12 protein-coding genes are annotated in these 13,990 nt (G+C 62.6%); 7 read left to right on the top strand and 5 right to left on the bottom strand.

Going from position 1 to position 13,990, the window contains the following annotated elements; translation table 11 throughout:
* Window positions 1-4: 4 nt before the first annotated feature.
* From AB4O16_RS06050 to AB4O16_RS06020, 7 genes are all read left to right on the top strand, one after another.
* Window positions 5-1,504 carry a purine-cytosine permease family protein gene (locus tag AB4O16_RS06050; protein ID WP_460157300.1) on the top strand — a complete coding sequence of 500 codons (1,500 nt, stop codon included), beginning with the start codon at window positions 5-7 and terminating at the stop codon, window positions 1,502-1,504.
* On the top strand, window positions 1,501-2,328 hold the full coding sequence (locus tag AB4O16_RS06045) for a nitrilase family protein (RefSeq protein WP_460157299.1): 828 nt from the start codon (window positions 1,501-1,503) through the stop codon (window positions 2,326-2,328). The genes AB4O16_RS06050 and AB4O16_RS06045 overlap by 4 nt, the downstream gene beginning before the upstream one ends.
* A 101-nt stretch (window positions 2,329-2,429) precedes the next feature.
* Window positions 2,430-3,452 carry a helix-turn-helix transcriptional regulator gene (locus tag AB4O16_RS06040; protein WP_460158038.1) on the top strand — a complete coding sequence of 341 codons (1,023 nt, stop codon included), beginning with the start codon at window positions 2,430-2,432 and terminating at the stop codon, window positions 3,450-3,452.
* Window positions 3,453-3,653: 201 nt separating this feature from the next.
* The gene (locus tag AB4O16_RS06035) at window positions 3,654-5,450 is read left to right on the top strand and encodes an amidohydrolase (RefSeq protein ID WP_160390099.1); all 1,797 of its coding nucleotides are present in this window, start codon (window positions 3,654-3,656) and stop codon (window positions 5,448-5,450) included.
* Window positions 5,451-5,468: 18 nt separating this feature from the next.
* Window positions 5,469-7,208, top strand: a complete 1,740-nt coding sequence (locus AB4O16_RS06030) for an amidohydrolase (protein WP_160390048.1) — start codon at window positions 5,469-5,471, stop codon at window positions 7,206-7,208.
* 110 nt (window positions 7,209-7,318) lie between these two features.
* Entirely contained in the window at window positions 7,319-8,059 is a 741-nt protein-coding gene (locus AB4O16_RS06025) for a TorF family putative porin (protein ID WP_460157298.1), read from the top strand.
* Between the two features lie 45 nt (window positions 8,060-8,104).
* Window positions 8,105-9,493: a purine-cytosine permease family protein gene (locus tag AB4O16_RS06020; protein WP_460157297.1), complete on the top strand. Its 1,389-nt coding sequence runs from the start codon at window positions 8,105-8,107 to the stop codon at window positions 9,491-9,493.
* Window positions 9,494-9,567: 74 nt separating this feature from the next.
* On the opposite strand, the gene AB4O16_RS06015 is transcribed toward AB4O16_RS06020, so the two are convergent.
* The 5 genes from AB4O16_RS06015 to gcvH all read right to left on the bottom strand — a co-directional run bounded on the left by AB4O16_RS06015 (window position 9,568) and on the right by gcvH (window position 13,898).
* Entirely contained in the window at window positions 9,568-10,284 is a 717-nt protein-coding gene (locus tag AB4O16_RS06015; RefSeq protein ID WP_460157296.1) for a L,D-transpeptidase family protein, read from the bottom strand.
* On the bottom strand, window positions 10,281-11,039 hold the full coding sequence (locus tag AB4O16_RS06010; protein ID WP_460157295.1) for a M15 family metallopeptidase: 759 nt from the start codon (window positions 11,037-11,039) through the stop codon (window positions 10,281-10,283). The genes AB4O16_RS06015 and AB4O16_RS06010 overlap by 4 nt, the downstream gene beginning before the upstream one ends.
* Before the next feature lie 33 nt (window positions 11,040-11,072).
* Window positions 11,073-12,062, bottom strand: coding sequence for a lipoyl synthase (gene lipA, locus AB4O16_RS06005; RefSeq protein WP_460157294.1), 990 nt, complete (start codon window positions 12,060-12,062; stop codon window positions 11,073-11,075).
* 166 nt (window positions 12,063-12,228) lie between these two features.
* Window positions 12,229-13,485: a serine hydroxymethyltransferase gene (gene glyA, locus AB4O16_RS06000; protein ID WP_460157293.1), complete on the bottom strand. Its 1,257-nt coding sequence runs from the start codon at window positions 13,483-13,485 to the stop codon at window positions 12,229-12,231.
* A 29-nt stretch (window positions 13,486-13,514) separates the two neighbouring features.
* Entirely contained in the window at window positions 13,515-13,898 is a 384-nt protein-coding gene (gene gcvH, locus AB4O16_RS05995) for a glycine cleavage system protein GcvH (RefSeq protein ID WP_160390055.1), read from the bottom strand.
* Window positions 13,899-13,990 lie beyond the last annotated feature (92 nt).

The raw sequence follows: 13,990 nt of genomic DNA, 5'->3' as shown, positions 1-13,990 counted from the left end.
TCGTATGTCAGGTTCCCCAGTGTCTGCGCACGCCACCGAGGCGAGCGGCGGGTTGGCCATCGAAGGCCACTCCATCGATTACATTCCGGAAAACGAACGCCACGCCAAACTCAGCAGCCAGGGCCCGTTCTGGTTCCTCGGCAATTTCCACTTCTTCACCATTTCCATCGGCTTTGTCGGCCCGAGCCTGGGCTTGTCGGCGCTGTGGACCATGCTGGCCGGTGCGCTGGGTATCATGTTCGGCACCATCTTCATGGCGTTCCATGGCTCCCAGGGCCCGGAAATGGGCCTGCCGCAGATGATCCAGTCCCGCGCCCAGTTCGGCTATCGCGGGGTGATCCTCGCATTGATGGCGACGATGTTTGTGTTCGTCGGCTTCAACGTGGTCAACATCTCGCTGATCATGAACGGCCTTGAGCATGTGTTCGGCATCGACCCGACCATCGTCGCCGTGTCCGTGGTGCTGGTTGGCGCGCTGTTGTCGATCTACGGCCACGACCTGATGCACAAGGCCTTCAAGTGGGCCCTGCTGGCGACCTTGCCGCTGTACGCCCTGGTGACCATCGCCCTGATGTTCGGCGCAGGTTCCGAAGGCGTCACCCCGGCTACCGACCTGGGCTTCAACTGGGTGGCCTTCGCCACGCTGTTCGCCATCGGCGCCAGCTACAACATTTCCTATGCACCCTACGTGTCCGACTATTCCCGTTACCTGCCGAAAAACACCAGTCGGGCGAAACTGATCGCGGCGGTGTTTATCGGCGCTTCGTTGTCCGGAAGCTGGATGATCGGCCTCGGCGCCTGGCTGGCCCAGGAGCTGAAGGCGGCGGATGCGCTGGTGGCGTTGAACCAGGTCGGCTCCTCGATGGTGCCGGGGCTGGGCAATCTGCTGGTGATCGTCTCGGTGGCGGGTTTCCTGCCGATCATCGCGCTCAATACCTACAGCGCCATGCTGACGCTGCTGACCGGTGTCGACTCGATCAAGAAAATCACCCCGACGCCCCGCGCCCGGGTGCTGTCGATCAGTGTGATCAGCGCCATCTTGTTGACCTGCGTGCTGTCGATCAAAGGTGACGGCATCGCGCTGTTGAACACCTTCCTGGTGCTGTTGCTGTACTTCCTCGTGCCGTGGACCGCCGTCAACCTGGTGGACTACTTCTTCGTGCGCAAGGGCCGTTATGCGATCCCGCATTTCTTCACGCCGAAGGGCATCTATGGCGCCTGGCAATTTCGCGGCATCGTTTCGTACCTGATCGGCTTCGCCGCGATGGTGCCGTTCTTCTACATCTTCGATGCCGCCGCCGGCAAAGAGGTGTTCGTCGGGCCGCTGGCGCGAGTGCTCGAAGGCGTAGACATCGCCTGGCTGGTGGGCCTGGTGGTGGCGGGGCTGACCTATTACCTGCTCAGTCGCTCGATCGATCTGGCCGCCGAACGCCGGGTGATCGATGCGCTGAGCGAAAGCGACATCGTCGCCATGACCCATTCATCTGCGGAGGCAGGACGTTGAGCAGCGTTAAAAATACCGTGGTCGCCTGTTGCCAACTGGCACCGAAAATCGGCGACCTGGCCTACAACCGCACGCTCACCGAACGCGCGATTCGCCAGGTGGCCTTGCAGGGCGCGCAGGTCGTGGTGTTGCCCGAACTGGTGCAGAGCGGCTATCTGTTTGCCGACCGCTCTGAAGCGCTGAGCCTGGCGGAAACCGCTGACGGTCCGACCTTGCAACTGTGGCAGGCCCTGGCCCGTGAGTTGAACCTGGTGATAGTCGGCGGTTTCTGCGAGCGCCTGCCCGGTGACGAGCTGGCCAACAGCGCGGCGATGATCGACGCCAATGGCCTGCGCGCGGTGTACCGCAAGGCGCATCTGTGGGACGCCGAGAAGGACATCTTCACGCCCGGCGATGCGCCGCCGCCCGTGGTCGAAACGCTGCATGGACGGCTCGGCATGCTGATTTGCTACGACCTGGAGTTCCCCGAGTGGGTGCGTCTTCCGGCGCTGGCCGGGGCCGATCTGCTGTGCGCGCCGGTCAACTGGCCCGATGGCCCGCGGCCACAAACCGAGCGCCCGGCCGAAGTGCTGCGGGTGCAGGCCAATGCCTCGGTCAACCGCATGTTCATCGCCGCCTGTGACCGCTATGGCCATGAGCGCGGTGTCGGCTGGGTGCAGGGTTCGGTCATCGTCGATGCCGACGGCTACCCGCTGGCCGGGCCGGCGGAGCAGGGCGGCGAGCAGATGTTGCTGGCCACGCTGAACCTCGCCGAGGCGCGCAACAAACGCATCAGCGCGCGCAATGACCTGCATCTCGACCGCAGGCCGCAGTTATACGGTTGAGTGGTTGTTTGTAACTGCTGATGTCACGGCGAACTGGACGCCCTTCCCGGCGCTATGGCATCGTCCCGGCAACAGACCATGCAGTGAACGGGATCGCCATGATGGAGGAGGGAAGCAAACTCGACGACAACAGCTCGCTGGCCACGCTGAAGGCGTTCAATCATTGCGTATTGCACCTGGGGCGGCTGGCGCGCGAGAGCGGGGCGTCGCGGTTCATCGTCGATGGTCTGCAGGCATTCGGTCAATTGGTGCCCTTCGCCTCTGCCTGGTGGGGCGAAATGTCTGCACCAGGTCCTGAGGTGCCCATGCAAAGCTGGATGCATGGCAGCATCAATCTTCCTGAGTCCTTTGCCGCCGACTGGCATCCAGTGGCGGCCAACGATCAGTTCTCCTACGCCACGCTCAATCATCCCGGTGAAGTGGTGCGCGACAAGGGTTTCACCGACCCTTGCGAGGCAGTCAACGATTTCGCCCGGCGCTACGATCTCTATCACTTGATGAGCATCACCTACGAATTGCCCGAAAGCGGCCTGATGTTTTTCGTCTGCCTCTACCGGGGGGAGGCTGAGCAGGCGTTCGAGGAGAACGAAGCCGAGCTGTTCCTGGCGTTCTGCGATCACCTGTTCCAGCTGTGGCGGTTCCAGGTGCAGGACATGATTCGCTTCGACAGCGAAAACGCCGCGAGTGATTTTGGCGTCGCGCGCATGGACGGCAGTCTGCTCTATGTGGGGGCCAGGTTGTGCGTCGCCATCCAGCGCGAACTGCCCGGCTGGGGCGGTTCCACGCTGCCACCGGAGGTGATCGCGCAATTGTCCAAGGCTCCCTGCGTGATCCGTCTGGGCCGCTGCGCCCTGACCCTGAGCCCCAACGCCGAACACGTCATCCTGTCCCTCGAAGCACCCTCGGGCGGCGACGGCCTGGCCCCTCGGGAGCGCACGGCGGCGATGCTGTTCGCCGCCGGCCACTCCTACAAGGAGATCGCCCGGATGCTCGCCTTGAGCCCGTCTACCGTGCGCACCTACCTGCGCAATTGCTACTTGCAGCTCGGGGTGAAAAGCAAGGTGGAACTGGGCTCTGTCCTGCGTTCGCCGGGCGCGCTGACGGAGCCCGTGCGCCGGGATTAATCCCAGTCGTTTCAATTATTTGCCTTACCCCTCCTCATTTGCAGAGGTCCATTCGAACGCTGCGCCCTATAGGGTAGGCCCTGTCTATCAGGGGCTGGCGCAGTCGCTTCGGGCCGCTTCAAAACAATAAGAACAGGGGTGAGGCATTTGAGACTTTCCAGGCTTTTTGTCGCCATGGCGGCGACCACGACATTTTCCGCCATGGCGTTGGCGGCGACACCCGCCGACACGGTCATGCGCAATGGCTACGTGTACACGGTCGATGGCCAGAATTCCGTGCAGCAGGCCATCGCCATTTCGGGCGGCAAGATCGTCTACGTCGGCAGCGATGCCGGGGTCGACGGCTACATCGGCAAGCAGACACAACTGATCGACCTGGCCGGGCGCATGCTGATGCCGGGCTTCGTCGATGCGCACATGCACCCGGGGGATGGCGGTCGCGCCATGACCTTGTGCGATCTGAAATACCAGACCATGACCCGCGCGCAGTTTCAGGCAAGCATCCAGGCCTGCCTCGATGCTGAAAAGGACAAGGGCCCGGACGTATGGCTGGAAGTCGGCAGCTGGGACCGCATGGGCATGACCGGGCTCGACGGCGATGCCGACAAATCGACCCTGGACGCGCTCAAGACCAAGCGTCCGATCCAGGTGCGCTCCACCGACTTCCACACCGTGCTGACCAACTCCCGCGGCCTGGAACTGGCCGGCATCAACAAGAACACCGTCGACCCCGAAGACGGCAAATACCGCCGCGACAGCGCCGGCAACCCGAACGGTATCTGTGAAGACGGCGCCGCCGAATCGCTGGCCGCCGTGGTGCCGCCGGCGACCGACGCGGAAAAACTCAACCAGATGCGCGCGGCCCTCGACGCCATGCGCCAGCAAGGCATCACCAGTTTCTTCGATGCGCTGGCGGGGCCGGAAAACGGCAAGGCCTTCACCAGCCTGCAAAAGTCCGGCGAACTGAGCGCCCGGGCCTTGCTCGCGATCAAGCTGGACCCGGCCGCCGCGGCTGCCGACCCGGTGAAAACCATCGCCGAGGCCAAGGCCCTGGCCAGCACCTACGACCAGGGCGACGTGAAGGTCGCGCCGGGCGTGAGCATGCGCCACGTCAAACTGTTCATGGACGGCATCATCAATGCCCCGGCGGACACCGGCGCCATGTTGACCCCGTACCTGCACAACAGCGGCACCGACAAGGCGCCGCAGTGGACGCCGGGCAAGAACCTGGGCGAGCTGTACTTCCCGCCGCAGGTGCTCAACCCGCTGGTGCTGCAAGCTGTCAAGGCCGGTCTCGATCCGCACCTGCACGCCACCGGCGAGCGCGCGGTGCGCGATGCACTGGACAGCGTCGCCTATGTGCGCAAAGAACTGCCCGGTACGGATTTCCGCCCGGCCATCGCGCACGCCGAGTCAGTCGACCCTGTCGATTACGCACGTTTCAAGGCGCTGGACGTCACCGCCACCATGTCGTTCCAGTGGGCGCAGCAGGCCCCGTCCACCATCGACGGTACCAGCGATCACCTCGGTGCCGAGCGATTCGAGCGCATGGAGCCTTCCGGCAGCATCGCCCATGCCGGCGGCCGAGTGGCGTTCGGCAGCGATTGGCCGGTCGATCCCCTTGACGAGTTCCTGGCGCTGAAAGTCGGTGTCACCCGTTCCGGCGACCCGACCAATCCGCACAGCTATGGGCCCAAATATGCCGGGCGTCTCAACGCCGATCCGGCCCTGTCGCGAGCCGAAGTGCTGCGCAGCATCACCCTGAGCGCCGCCGAACAGCTGAAGCTGGAGGCGGTGCTGGGCTCGGTCGAAGTCGGCAAGTTCGCTGACCTGATCGTGCTCGACAAGAACTTCATGCAGGTGCCCGAGGAGGAACTGGCCCGCAACGACGTACTGCTGACGCTGGTCGGCGGCAAAGTCGTGTGGGCCAAGGCGCCGTTCCTCGGGCTTGCGCCAAACGTGGTTTCCCAGACTGTTACTTCCCGTTCCGCCCAATAAAAACCAGAGAGCGTTCCGATGCGATTGATTCCAAACCTGTTGGCCGCCGCGCTGGCCTTGTCTTCGGTGCAGGCGATGGCCGCCGCCGACCTGGTGTTGTTCAACGGCAAGGTCTTTACCGCCGAACCCGGCCAGGCGCTGGTGCAGGCTGTTGCGGTGCAAGACGGCAAGATTCTTAAAGTGGGCAGCGATGCCGAAATAAATGCCCTGGCCGATGCCAAGACCCAGCGCATCGACCTGGCGGGCAAGGTGCTGATGCCAGGCATGATCGACACCCACAGCCATCCGGTGGTGGGCGCGTTCGACAGCATGAAGGCCAACCTGCTGGACGAGGTCAAACCCTTGCCGGAACTCGAGCAATGGCTGATCGAAGAGGACAAGGCCGGGCGTGCCCGGGCCGGTGATGTGATCAGCGTGGCCGGGGTCAGCTCGGCTTACTGGGAAAAAAGCCGTGAACTGGGCAAGGTGTTCAACCAGGGCCGCTGGGCCGATCAGCCGATCGTCTTCAGTGGCATCGATGGCCACACCGGTTGGGCCAACAACGCGATGCTCAAGCGTCTGAACATCGACGCGGCGTTGGTCAAGAGCCTGCCGGAGAAAGAACGCGGCTACATCGGCCATGAAGCGGACTTCACCCCTAACGGCTACTTTGCCGAATCCCGCTGGGACGTGGTGCGCAACGGTATTCCGGCGCCCAGCCCGGAGGCCATGCTCAAGGCCGCGCGTGAGGCGGTGAGAGTCAACAATCAATACGGCGTCACCGCCTGGATGGACGCGGCGGCGAACGGCGGCAGTGAAGATTCGCTGTTCGATTTCCATGCCACCGCGGAAAGTGTCGGCGTGCTGCCGCTGTACAAGGAACTGGCGCAGAACGGCGAACTCAGTGCCCACGTTGCAGCGTTGATGGTCACCAACCCGAAGAGCAAACCTGCCGACCTGGAGGTGATCGCCACGGTGATGAAGCAGTTCGAGGGCGTGCCGAACCTGACGTTCCCCGGCATCAAGGTGTTCGTCGACGGCATTCTCGAATACCCGGGGCAGACCGCTGCGGTCATCGTGCCGTACAAGAACAGCCACAAGGACGGGCAACTGCTGACCGACCCGGCGCACTTCGGTGAGCTGGTGGTGGCGGCGGAAAAACGCGGCTGGATCGTGCACATGCATGCCGTCGGCGACCGCGCGGTACGTGAAGCGCTCAATGGCGTGGCGTATGCGCGCAAGCTCAGCCCGACGCCTGTACCCCACAGCGTCGCGCACCTGCAACTGGTCAATCCCAAGGAGTTTCCACGCTTCAAGGAGCTGGGCGTGATCGCCTCGATGCAATTGCTGTGGGCCACCGGTGAGTCCTACACCGTCGAACTGGTCAAGCCTTACATCAGCGCCTTTGCCTACGGTTACCAGTATCCCGCGCGGTCCCTGCATAACGCCGGCGCGACGATTGCCGGTGGCAGCGACTGGCCGGTGTCCAGTCCGAATCCGTTCAACGCCATTGCCCAGGCCAGTACGCGCAAAGGTCCGTTGGGCGTACTCAATGCCAAGGAAAGCATCGACCGCCAGACCATGTTCTACGCCTACACCCTCAACGCCGCGAAAACCCTGCGCCTGGACAAGCAGATCGGTTCGCTGGCACCGGGCAAGCAGGCTGACCTGATCATCCTCGACCGCGATGTGTTCAAGGTCAGCGATGACGACCTGTTCGAAACCAAAGTCCTGAACACCTTCTTCGCCGGCAAGCAGGTGTACGCCCCCGCGTCCTGACCTGCGCAAAACCCGACACATGCACAAAACTGCCAGCCCCTCGTAACGCGAGGGGCACGGCATCGCCATGCCTGAAATTCCTCCGTACGCCATAACAACAAGAGAACTGTATGAACGCACTTTCAGCATTGACCCTCGCCGCGCTGGCACTGGCCCCCCTGACCAGCCACGCCCTGGCCCTCAACGATGACTTCAGCCTGGACATGACCCTGGGCGTCGTCAGCGACTACCGCACCCGGGGCATCTCGCAAACTCTCGGCGATCCGGCGGTGCAGGGCGGCGCAACGCTGCTGCACAGCAGTGGCCTGTACATCGGCGCCTGGACCTCCAACGTGGATTTCGGCGGCGGCTTCGATACCCGGCAGGAGCTTGAGTACTACGCGGGTTATTACTGGCAGGCGACGGACGCGATCAGCCTGGACCTGGGCTACATCAAGTACGACTACCCGAAGAATTCCGAATTCAACCTCAGCGAGGCGTACGCCGTTCTCGACCTGTACGGCGTGAAACTGGGTGCCTATTACTCCAAGGACACGCCGAACTTCTTCGGCGAGGACCAGGACACCCTCTACACCTACCTGGGCTACAAAATCAATCTGCCGGCCGAAGTCGGCCTCGACCTGCGCTTTGGCCGCAACGATGTGAATGACCCCGCGTTCTGGTCCGCCAGTGGCGATAACCGTGAGTCTTACTACGAATGGGAAGCCAAGCTGACCCGCGACTTCGTCGGCGTGACCTGGGGCCTGAGCTACGTCGACACCGACTTGTCGAAAAGCGAGTGCAGCAGTTGGTACGGCTATGACGACCTGTGCTCGGCGACCGTTGTAGCCAGCGCCACCAAGGCCTTCTAAGTTCAACCTCGACAACAAAAACAGTTCCTCAAAGGAAACACCGTCATGAGTGCGCAACGCAGTCCCCTGGTCGAGACCCGCTCGATCGATTTCATTCCCGAGGCTGAGCGACACGGCAGTCTCTACAGCCAGTTCACCCTGTGGCTCGGCGCCAACCTGCAAATCACCGCCATCGTCACCGGCGCCCTCGCCGTGGTACTGGGCGGCGATGTGTTCTGGTCGCTGATCGGCTTGTTGATCGGGCAGGTATTGGGCGGCGCCGTGGTGGCGCTGCACGCGGCGCAAGGGCCGAAGCTCGGCTTGCCGCAGATGATCTCCAGTCGCGTGCAGTTCGGGGTGTATGGCGCGGCGATCCCGATTGTCCTTGTGTGCCTGATGTACCTGGGTTTCAGCGCCACCGGCGCGGTGTTGTCGGGGCAAGCGATCGCGCAGTTGATCAGTGTCAGCGACAGCACCGGCATCCTGATTTTCGCGGCGAGCATCGCGTTCCTGACGATCTTCGGTTATCGGGTGATTCACCTGGTCGGACGGGTGGCCAGCGTGCTGGGCATCATCGCCTTCGCCTACCTGTTCACCCGGTTGATGACCCTCAACGACATCGGCCTGCTGCTCGATAACCGTCATTTCAGCTGGAGCACATTCCTGTTGGCGGTGTCGCTCTCGGCGTCCTGGCAGATCGCTTTCGGTCCTTATGTGGCGGACTACTCGCGTTACCTGCCGAGCAAGACTTCGTCGTGGAAAACCTTCGCCGCCGTCGGTCTCGGCACAGTGCTGGGGGCCCAGGCTTCGATGGTGCTGGGGGTGTTTGCCGCCGCATTGGCCGGAGCGAATTTCCGTGGGCATGAAGTGGCGACCATTGTCGGCCTGGGCAGCAGCGGGGTGATCGCGTCCTTGCTGTACCTGAGCATCGTGTTCGGCAAGGTCACGGTGTCCACCCTCAACGCCTACGGCAGCTTCATGTGCATCGCCACCATCATCAGCGGCTTTCGCCGTCGCCTGGAAATCACCGCCCGCCAGCGCATGTTGTTTGTGCTGCTGATCGTCGCGGCGTCCACCACGCTGGCGTTGCTGGGGCAGTACTCGTTCCTCAACTCGTTCAAGTACTTCATCCTGTTTTTGCTGACGTTCTTCACCCCGTGGAGCGCGATCAACCTGGTGGACTACTACTTCATCAACAAGGAGCGTTACGACGTTCCGGCGCTGTCCGACCCGAACGGCCGCTACGGTCGCTGGAACGTGCTGGGGATCAGCGTCTATGTGATCGGCGTGTTGATCCAGCTACCTTTTGTCGACACCCATTTCTACTCCGGGCCGATGGTTGCGCAGTTGGGCGGCGTGGATATTTCCTGGATCGTCGGGCTGCTGGTGCCGGGGGTGATCTATTACGCGCTGGCCAGGCCGTCGATGAGTGCGGTGGTGGTTGAGCGGGGTTAACCCCGCATTTGTGGCGATGGGCTTTTGTGGCAAGGGGCTTTTGTGGCGAGGGGGCAAGCCCCCTCGCCACAGGGTTAGCGCTCAGGCAGTTTCCACCGCTCACGCAACTGCTCGTACTGCGCTTGCGGCAGTTGCACCAGCACCGGGGATTTTCCCGGATCCAGCCAATCGAACAACCGCGCGATATCCGCCGGGTCCATGGCCGTACAACCTCGGGTCGGCGCCGTGGGCCCACGCCAGATGTGGAAGAAAATGCACGAACCGGCAGCGGGCGAGGCCGGGGTGTTGTGCTGGATGAAGATGCCCTGTCGGTACAGCTCATCCGAGCGACGCATCCGTTCGGAACTGCTCCAGTCTTTGTCGACGACCGCGCCATCGACCAGTTCGTTGTAACGCGTGGATTGGCTGTCATCCACGCATTCGATGGTCTGCGTCAGCGGTAGATAAGGCTGGCGGGTCTCGGCCGAAGGCGCATAGCCGAACGCCGCGCCCAGCTTGAACATTCCGGCCGGCGCCTTGCCGTCGCCTTCCTGTTTGACCGGTCCTTCAGGTTGCCCGGTATCGAGTAGCCCCTTGCCCCAGCCCATGCCGTTCTTGCCGAGCACCACTGCAAAGGGCGCTTCGAATTTCTGCAAGGTCCGCCCGTGCCGTTCATAGCGCTGGGCAGTGCCCTGGATGTCATCCCAGTTTTTGCTGGTGACCACGATCAGTTGATCGCTGTCGTCGAGTCCCTGGGCCATCGCGAATAGCGGAAAAAGCAGCGCCAACAGGGTTCTGATCAGAGGCTTCATGGCTGCAGAGGCGTGATGGGGAAGTCCATGACGTCCGGCTTCGGCGGATTCCCGCCGTAGGTGAAGTGCCACCACTCGGCCGAATAACCCACGAAGCCTTCCTTGGCCATGGCACTGGTCAGGCGCTGGCGATGGGCTTTGGCCGTGGTGTTGATCAGCGTCGAATCGGTGTGCGCCCGCTCATCGAAGCAATCGAAACCGGTGCCCATGTCGAGCGCGCCGTCGTGCCAGCGCTGGCCGTAAGGGGCGGTGCAATCCCCAGGCGTGGCTGACGGTGTCCAGGTGTCGGCGGGCAGGGTGTCGGGGCCGGTCAGGGTCAGGTCGACGGTGTTGCCCCGGGAGTGGTTGGACACCCGGGCCACATAGCCCAGGCGCCAGAAGTCCTGCTTGTCGACCCGTGGATAGAACTCAGTCTTCAGTGGGTCACCAGGTTCGGTGGCGAAGCGACCCATGTCCGCTACCGCGCGGGTCGGGCGATAACAATCGAATACCTTCAAGCCGTAGCCTTCGGCTTTCAGCGAGCTTTGCACTCGGGCCAATGCCTTTGCAGCGTCCTCCGACAGCAGGCACTCCGCCGCCTGGTAGCCGTCGAGCGGATGCCCGGTGAAGTTGTGCGCGCTGGCGTAGCGGATGTCCTGTTCGATGCCCGGGTCGACGTTGCGCACATACACCATGTGCCCGGGCTTCGGTTCATCGGCCATGCACGGCGTGGCAAGGCTCAGGCACAGCAACAACAGACAGGGTGAACGCGACATCGGGAACGGCTCCATGCATGACCAGTCATTCCATCATGGCTTGAAACCGCCGGTACCTCCATGAAGTTGTTGATCAGCGTGATAGGACGAACGCACCAGCGGCCCGGACGCCACGTTCTTGAAGCCCATGCGCGTGCCTTCCTCGGCGAACCAGGCAAAGGTGTCCGGATGCACGAAGCGCTGCACCGGCAAGTGACTGCGCGAGGGTTGCAGGTATTGGCCGAGGGTCAGCATGTCGATGTCGTGCTCGCGCATGCGCTGCATGACCTCGATGACTTCCTCGTCGGTTTCGCCAAGACCGAGCATCAGGCCGGATTTGGTCGGTACGCCGGGCACCGCGAGTTTGAATTTCTGCAGCAGGTCCAGCGACCACTCGAAGTCCGAACCCGGCCGCGCAGCCTTGTACAGACGCGGTACGGTTTCCAGGTTGTGGTTGAACACATCCGGCGGCTCATTGGCGGTGATCGCCAGGGCCACGTCCATGCGTCCGCGATAATCCGGCACCAGGGTTTCCAGTTGAATGCCGGGGGACAGCTTGCGGATCTCCCGCAGGCAATCGACAAAGTGTTGAGCGCCGCCATCGCGCAAATCGTCGCGGTCCACCGAGGTGATCACCACGTACTTCAGGCGCAGTTCGGCGATGGCCACGGCGAGGTTCATCGGCTCGTTGGCGTCCAGCGGTTTGGGCCGGCCATGGCCGACATCGCAGAACGGGCAGCGCCGGGTGCAGATGTCGCCCATGATCATGAAGGTCGCGGTGCCACCGGAGAAACATTCACCGAGGTTGGGGCACGAGGCTTCTTCGCAGACGCTGTGCAGCTTGTGCTTGCGCAACAGTTGCTTGATCCGGTCGACCTCGGGAGAGATCGGCATACGCACACGAATCCAGTCGGGTTTGCGCGGGAATTCATCCGTGGGAATGATCTTCACCGGAATCCGCGCGACCTTTTCCGCGCCGCGCAGTTTGGTGCCGATTTCTATTTTGGCCGGGATCTTGCCGGTTGAATCGACAATGGCATTCATGGTGATTTCCTTGTGCAGCAGGGTACTGAACCTGTGGGAGACCCTGTGGGAGCGAGCTTGCTCGCGATGGCGGACTTTCATTCAACATCAATGCTGAATGTAATGGCCCCATCGCGAGCAAGCTCGCTCCCACAGGGTTTTTTCCATAGGGTTTTGTCGTGTTTGCTCAGTCGCGGTAGACCGGGAAGTCCGCGCACAGGGCGGCGGCCTGGCGGGCGACATTGGCCTCGATATCGGCATCGCCGAGGTGATCGAGGATGTCGCAGATCCATCCCGCCAACGCGATGCTTTGCGCTTCCTTGAAGCCACGGCTGGTGATCGCCGGCGTACCAATGCGCAGGCCGGAGGTCACGAACGGCGATTGCGGGTCATTGGGCACCGCGTTCTTGTTCACGGTGATGCCGGCGCGGCCGAGGGCGGCGTCGGCGTCCTTGCCGGTCAGGCCCTGGCGGATCAGGCTGACCAGGAACAGGTGGTTGTCGGTGCCGCCGGACACCACGTCATAACCGCGCTCGATAAACACCTGCGCCATGGCCTGGGCGTTGCGGATCACCTGTGCCTGATAAGTCTTGAACGCCGGTTCCAGCGCTTCCTTGAAGCACACGGCCTTGGCGGCGATCACGTGCATCAGCGGGCCGCCCTGACCACCGGGGAATACCGCGGCGTTGAGCTTCTTCTCCAGCTCCGGGTTGGCCTTGGCCAGAATCAAACCGCCACGCGGACCGCGCAGGGTCTTGTGCGTAGTCGTGGTGACCACGTCGGCGTAGGGCAGGGGATTGGGGTACAGACCCGTGGCCACCAGCCCGGCGACGTGGGCCATGTCGACGAAGAAATAGGCACCGACCTTGTCGGCGATCTGGCGGAAGCGCGGGAAGTCCAGGGTCTTCGAATAGGCCGAGAACCCGGCGATGATCATCTTCGGCTTGTGCTCGACGGCCAGGCGCTCGACTTCGTCGTAGTCGATCAGGCCGGTGCGGGTGTCGATGCCGTACTGCACGGCGTTGTACAGCTTGCCGGAAAAACTCACCTTGGCGCCGTGGGTCAAGTGACCGCCGTGGGCCAGGCTCATGCCCAGCACAGTGTCGCCGGCCTGAAGCAGGGCCAGGTAAACCGCCGCGTTGGCCTGGCTGCCGGAGTGCGGCTGGACGTTGGCGTAGTCGGCGCCGAACAGTTGCTTGGCGCGGTCGATGGCCAGTTGCTCGACCACGTCGACGTGCTCGCAGCCGCCGTAGTAACGCTTGCCGGGGTACCCTTCGGCGTACTTGTTGGTCAGGCCGCTGCCTTGTGCCTCCATCACCCGTTGGCTGGTGTAGTTTTCCGAGGCGATCAGTTCGATATGGTGTTCCTGCCGCGCATCCTCGGCGTTCATCGCCGCCAGCAGTTCGTCGTCGTAGCCTTTGATCTGGTCGTGCTTGCTGAACATGGTGTGGTCCTTTTTTGAATTCGGGGGCTTCAGGCGTCGGCGTGTTCGGCGGTCAGGCGCTCATAGGCGTCTTGATCCAGTAGATCGCTCAGCGCTTCGATGTCGACCGGTTTGAAGCGAAAGAACCAGCCTTCGCCCAACGGGTCTTCGTTGACCAGTTCCGGGGTGCTCTCGAGCGCCCCGTTGATCTCGACCACTTCACCGTCCAGCGGCATGCCGATACTGCTGGCGGCCTTCACCGATTCCAGCACCGACACTTCAGCGCCTGCATCGAAGGCACCGAGTTCAGGCACCTGAACGAACACCACATCCCCCAGCGCCTGTTGGGCAAACGCCGTGATGCCGACGGTGACCAGGCCATTGCTCTCAAGGCGCAACCATTCGTGATCGACGGTGAAACGCAATTCGCTCATATCAACTCCTTATTGTTTTAAGGCTCGTGGCGGGGCGACGAGCGGGGTTGGAGGAGTGATAGCAAGGGTGGTGCCAATGTTTATTAGTTGTT

The sequence above is a fragment of the Pseudomonas sp. S2_H10 genome (assembly GCF_054668285.1).
The sequence above is the reverse complement of the archived record's forward strand: the minus strand, read 5'-3'. Positions and strand labels throughout refer to the sequence as shown.

Excerpts from the sequence above, each read along its gene's own strand:
- AB4O16_RS06050 (WP_460157300.1), top strand. The coding sequence starts at position 5 with ATGTCAGGTTCCCCAGTGTCTGCGCACGCCACCGAGGCGAGCGGCGGG.
- AB4O16_RS06040 (WP_460158038.1), top strand. The coding sequence starts at position 2,430 with ATGGAGGAGGGAAGCAAACTCGACGACAACAGCTCGCTGGCCACGCTG.
- AB4O16_RS06035 (WP_160390099.1), top strand. The coding sequence starts at position 3,654 with ATGGCGTTGGCGGCGACACCCGCCGACACGGTCATGCGCAATGGCTAC.
- AB4O16_RS06030 (WP_160390048.1), top strand. The coding sequence starts at position 5,469 with ATGCGATTGATTCCAAACCTGTTGGCCGCCGCGCTGGCCTTGTCTTCG.
- AB4O16_RS06025 (WP_460157298.1), top strand. The coding sequence starts at position 7,319 with ATGAACGCACTTTCAGCATTGACCCTCGCCGCGCTGGCACTGGCCCCC.
- AB4O16_RS06020 (WP_460157297.1), top strand. The coding sequence starts at position 8,105 with ATGAGTGCGCAACGCAGTCCCCTGGTCGAGACCCGCTCGATCGATTTC.
- AB4O16_RS06015 (WP_460157296.1), bottom strand. The coding sequence starts at position 10,284 with ATGAAGCCTCTGATCAGAACCCTGTTGGCGCTGCTTTTTCCGCTATTC.
- AB4O16_RS06010 (WP_460157295.1), bottom strand. The coding sequence starts at position 11,039 with ATGTCGCGTTCACCCTGTCTGTTGTTGCTGTGCCTGAGCCTTGCCACG.
- lipA (WP_460157294.1), bottom strand. The coding sequence starts at position 12,062 with ATGAATGCCATTGTCGATTCAACCGGCAAGATCCCGGCCAAAATAGAA.
- glyA (WP_460157293.1), bottom strand. The coding sequence starts at position 13,485 with ATGTTCAGCAAGCACGACCAGATCAAAGGCTACGACGACGAACTGCTG.
- gcvH (WP_160390055.1), bottom strand. The coding sequence starts at position 13,898 with ATGAGCGAATTGCGTTTCACCGTCGATCACGAATGGTTGCGCCTTGAG.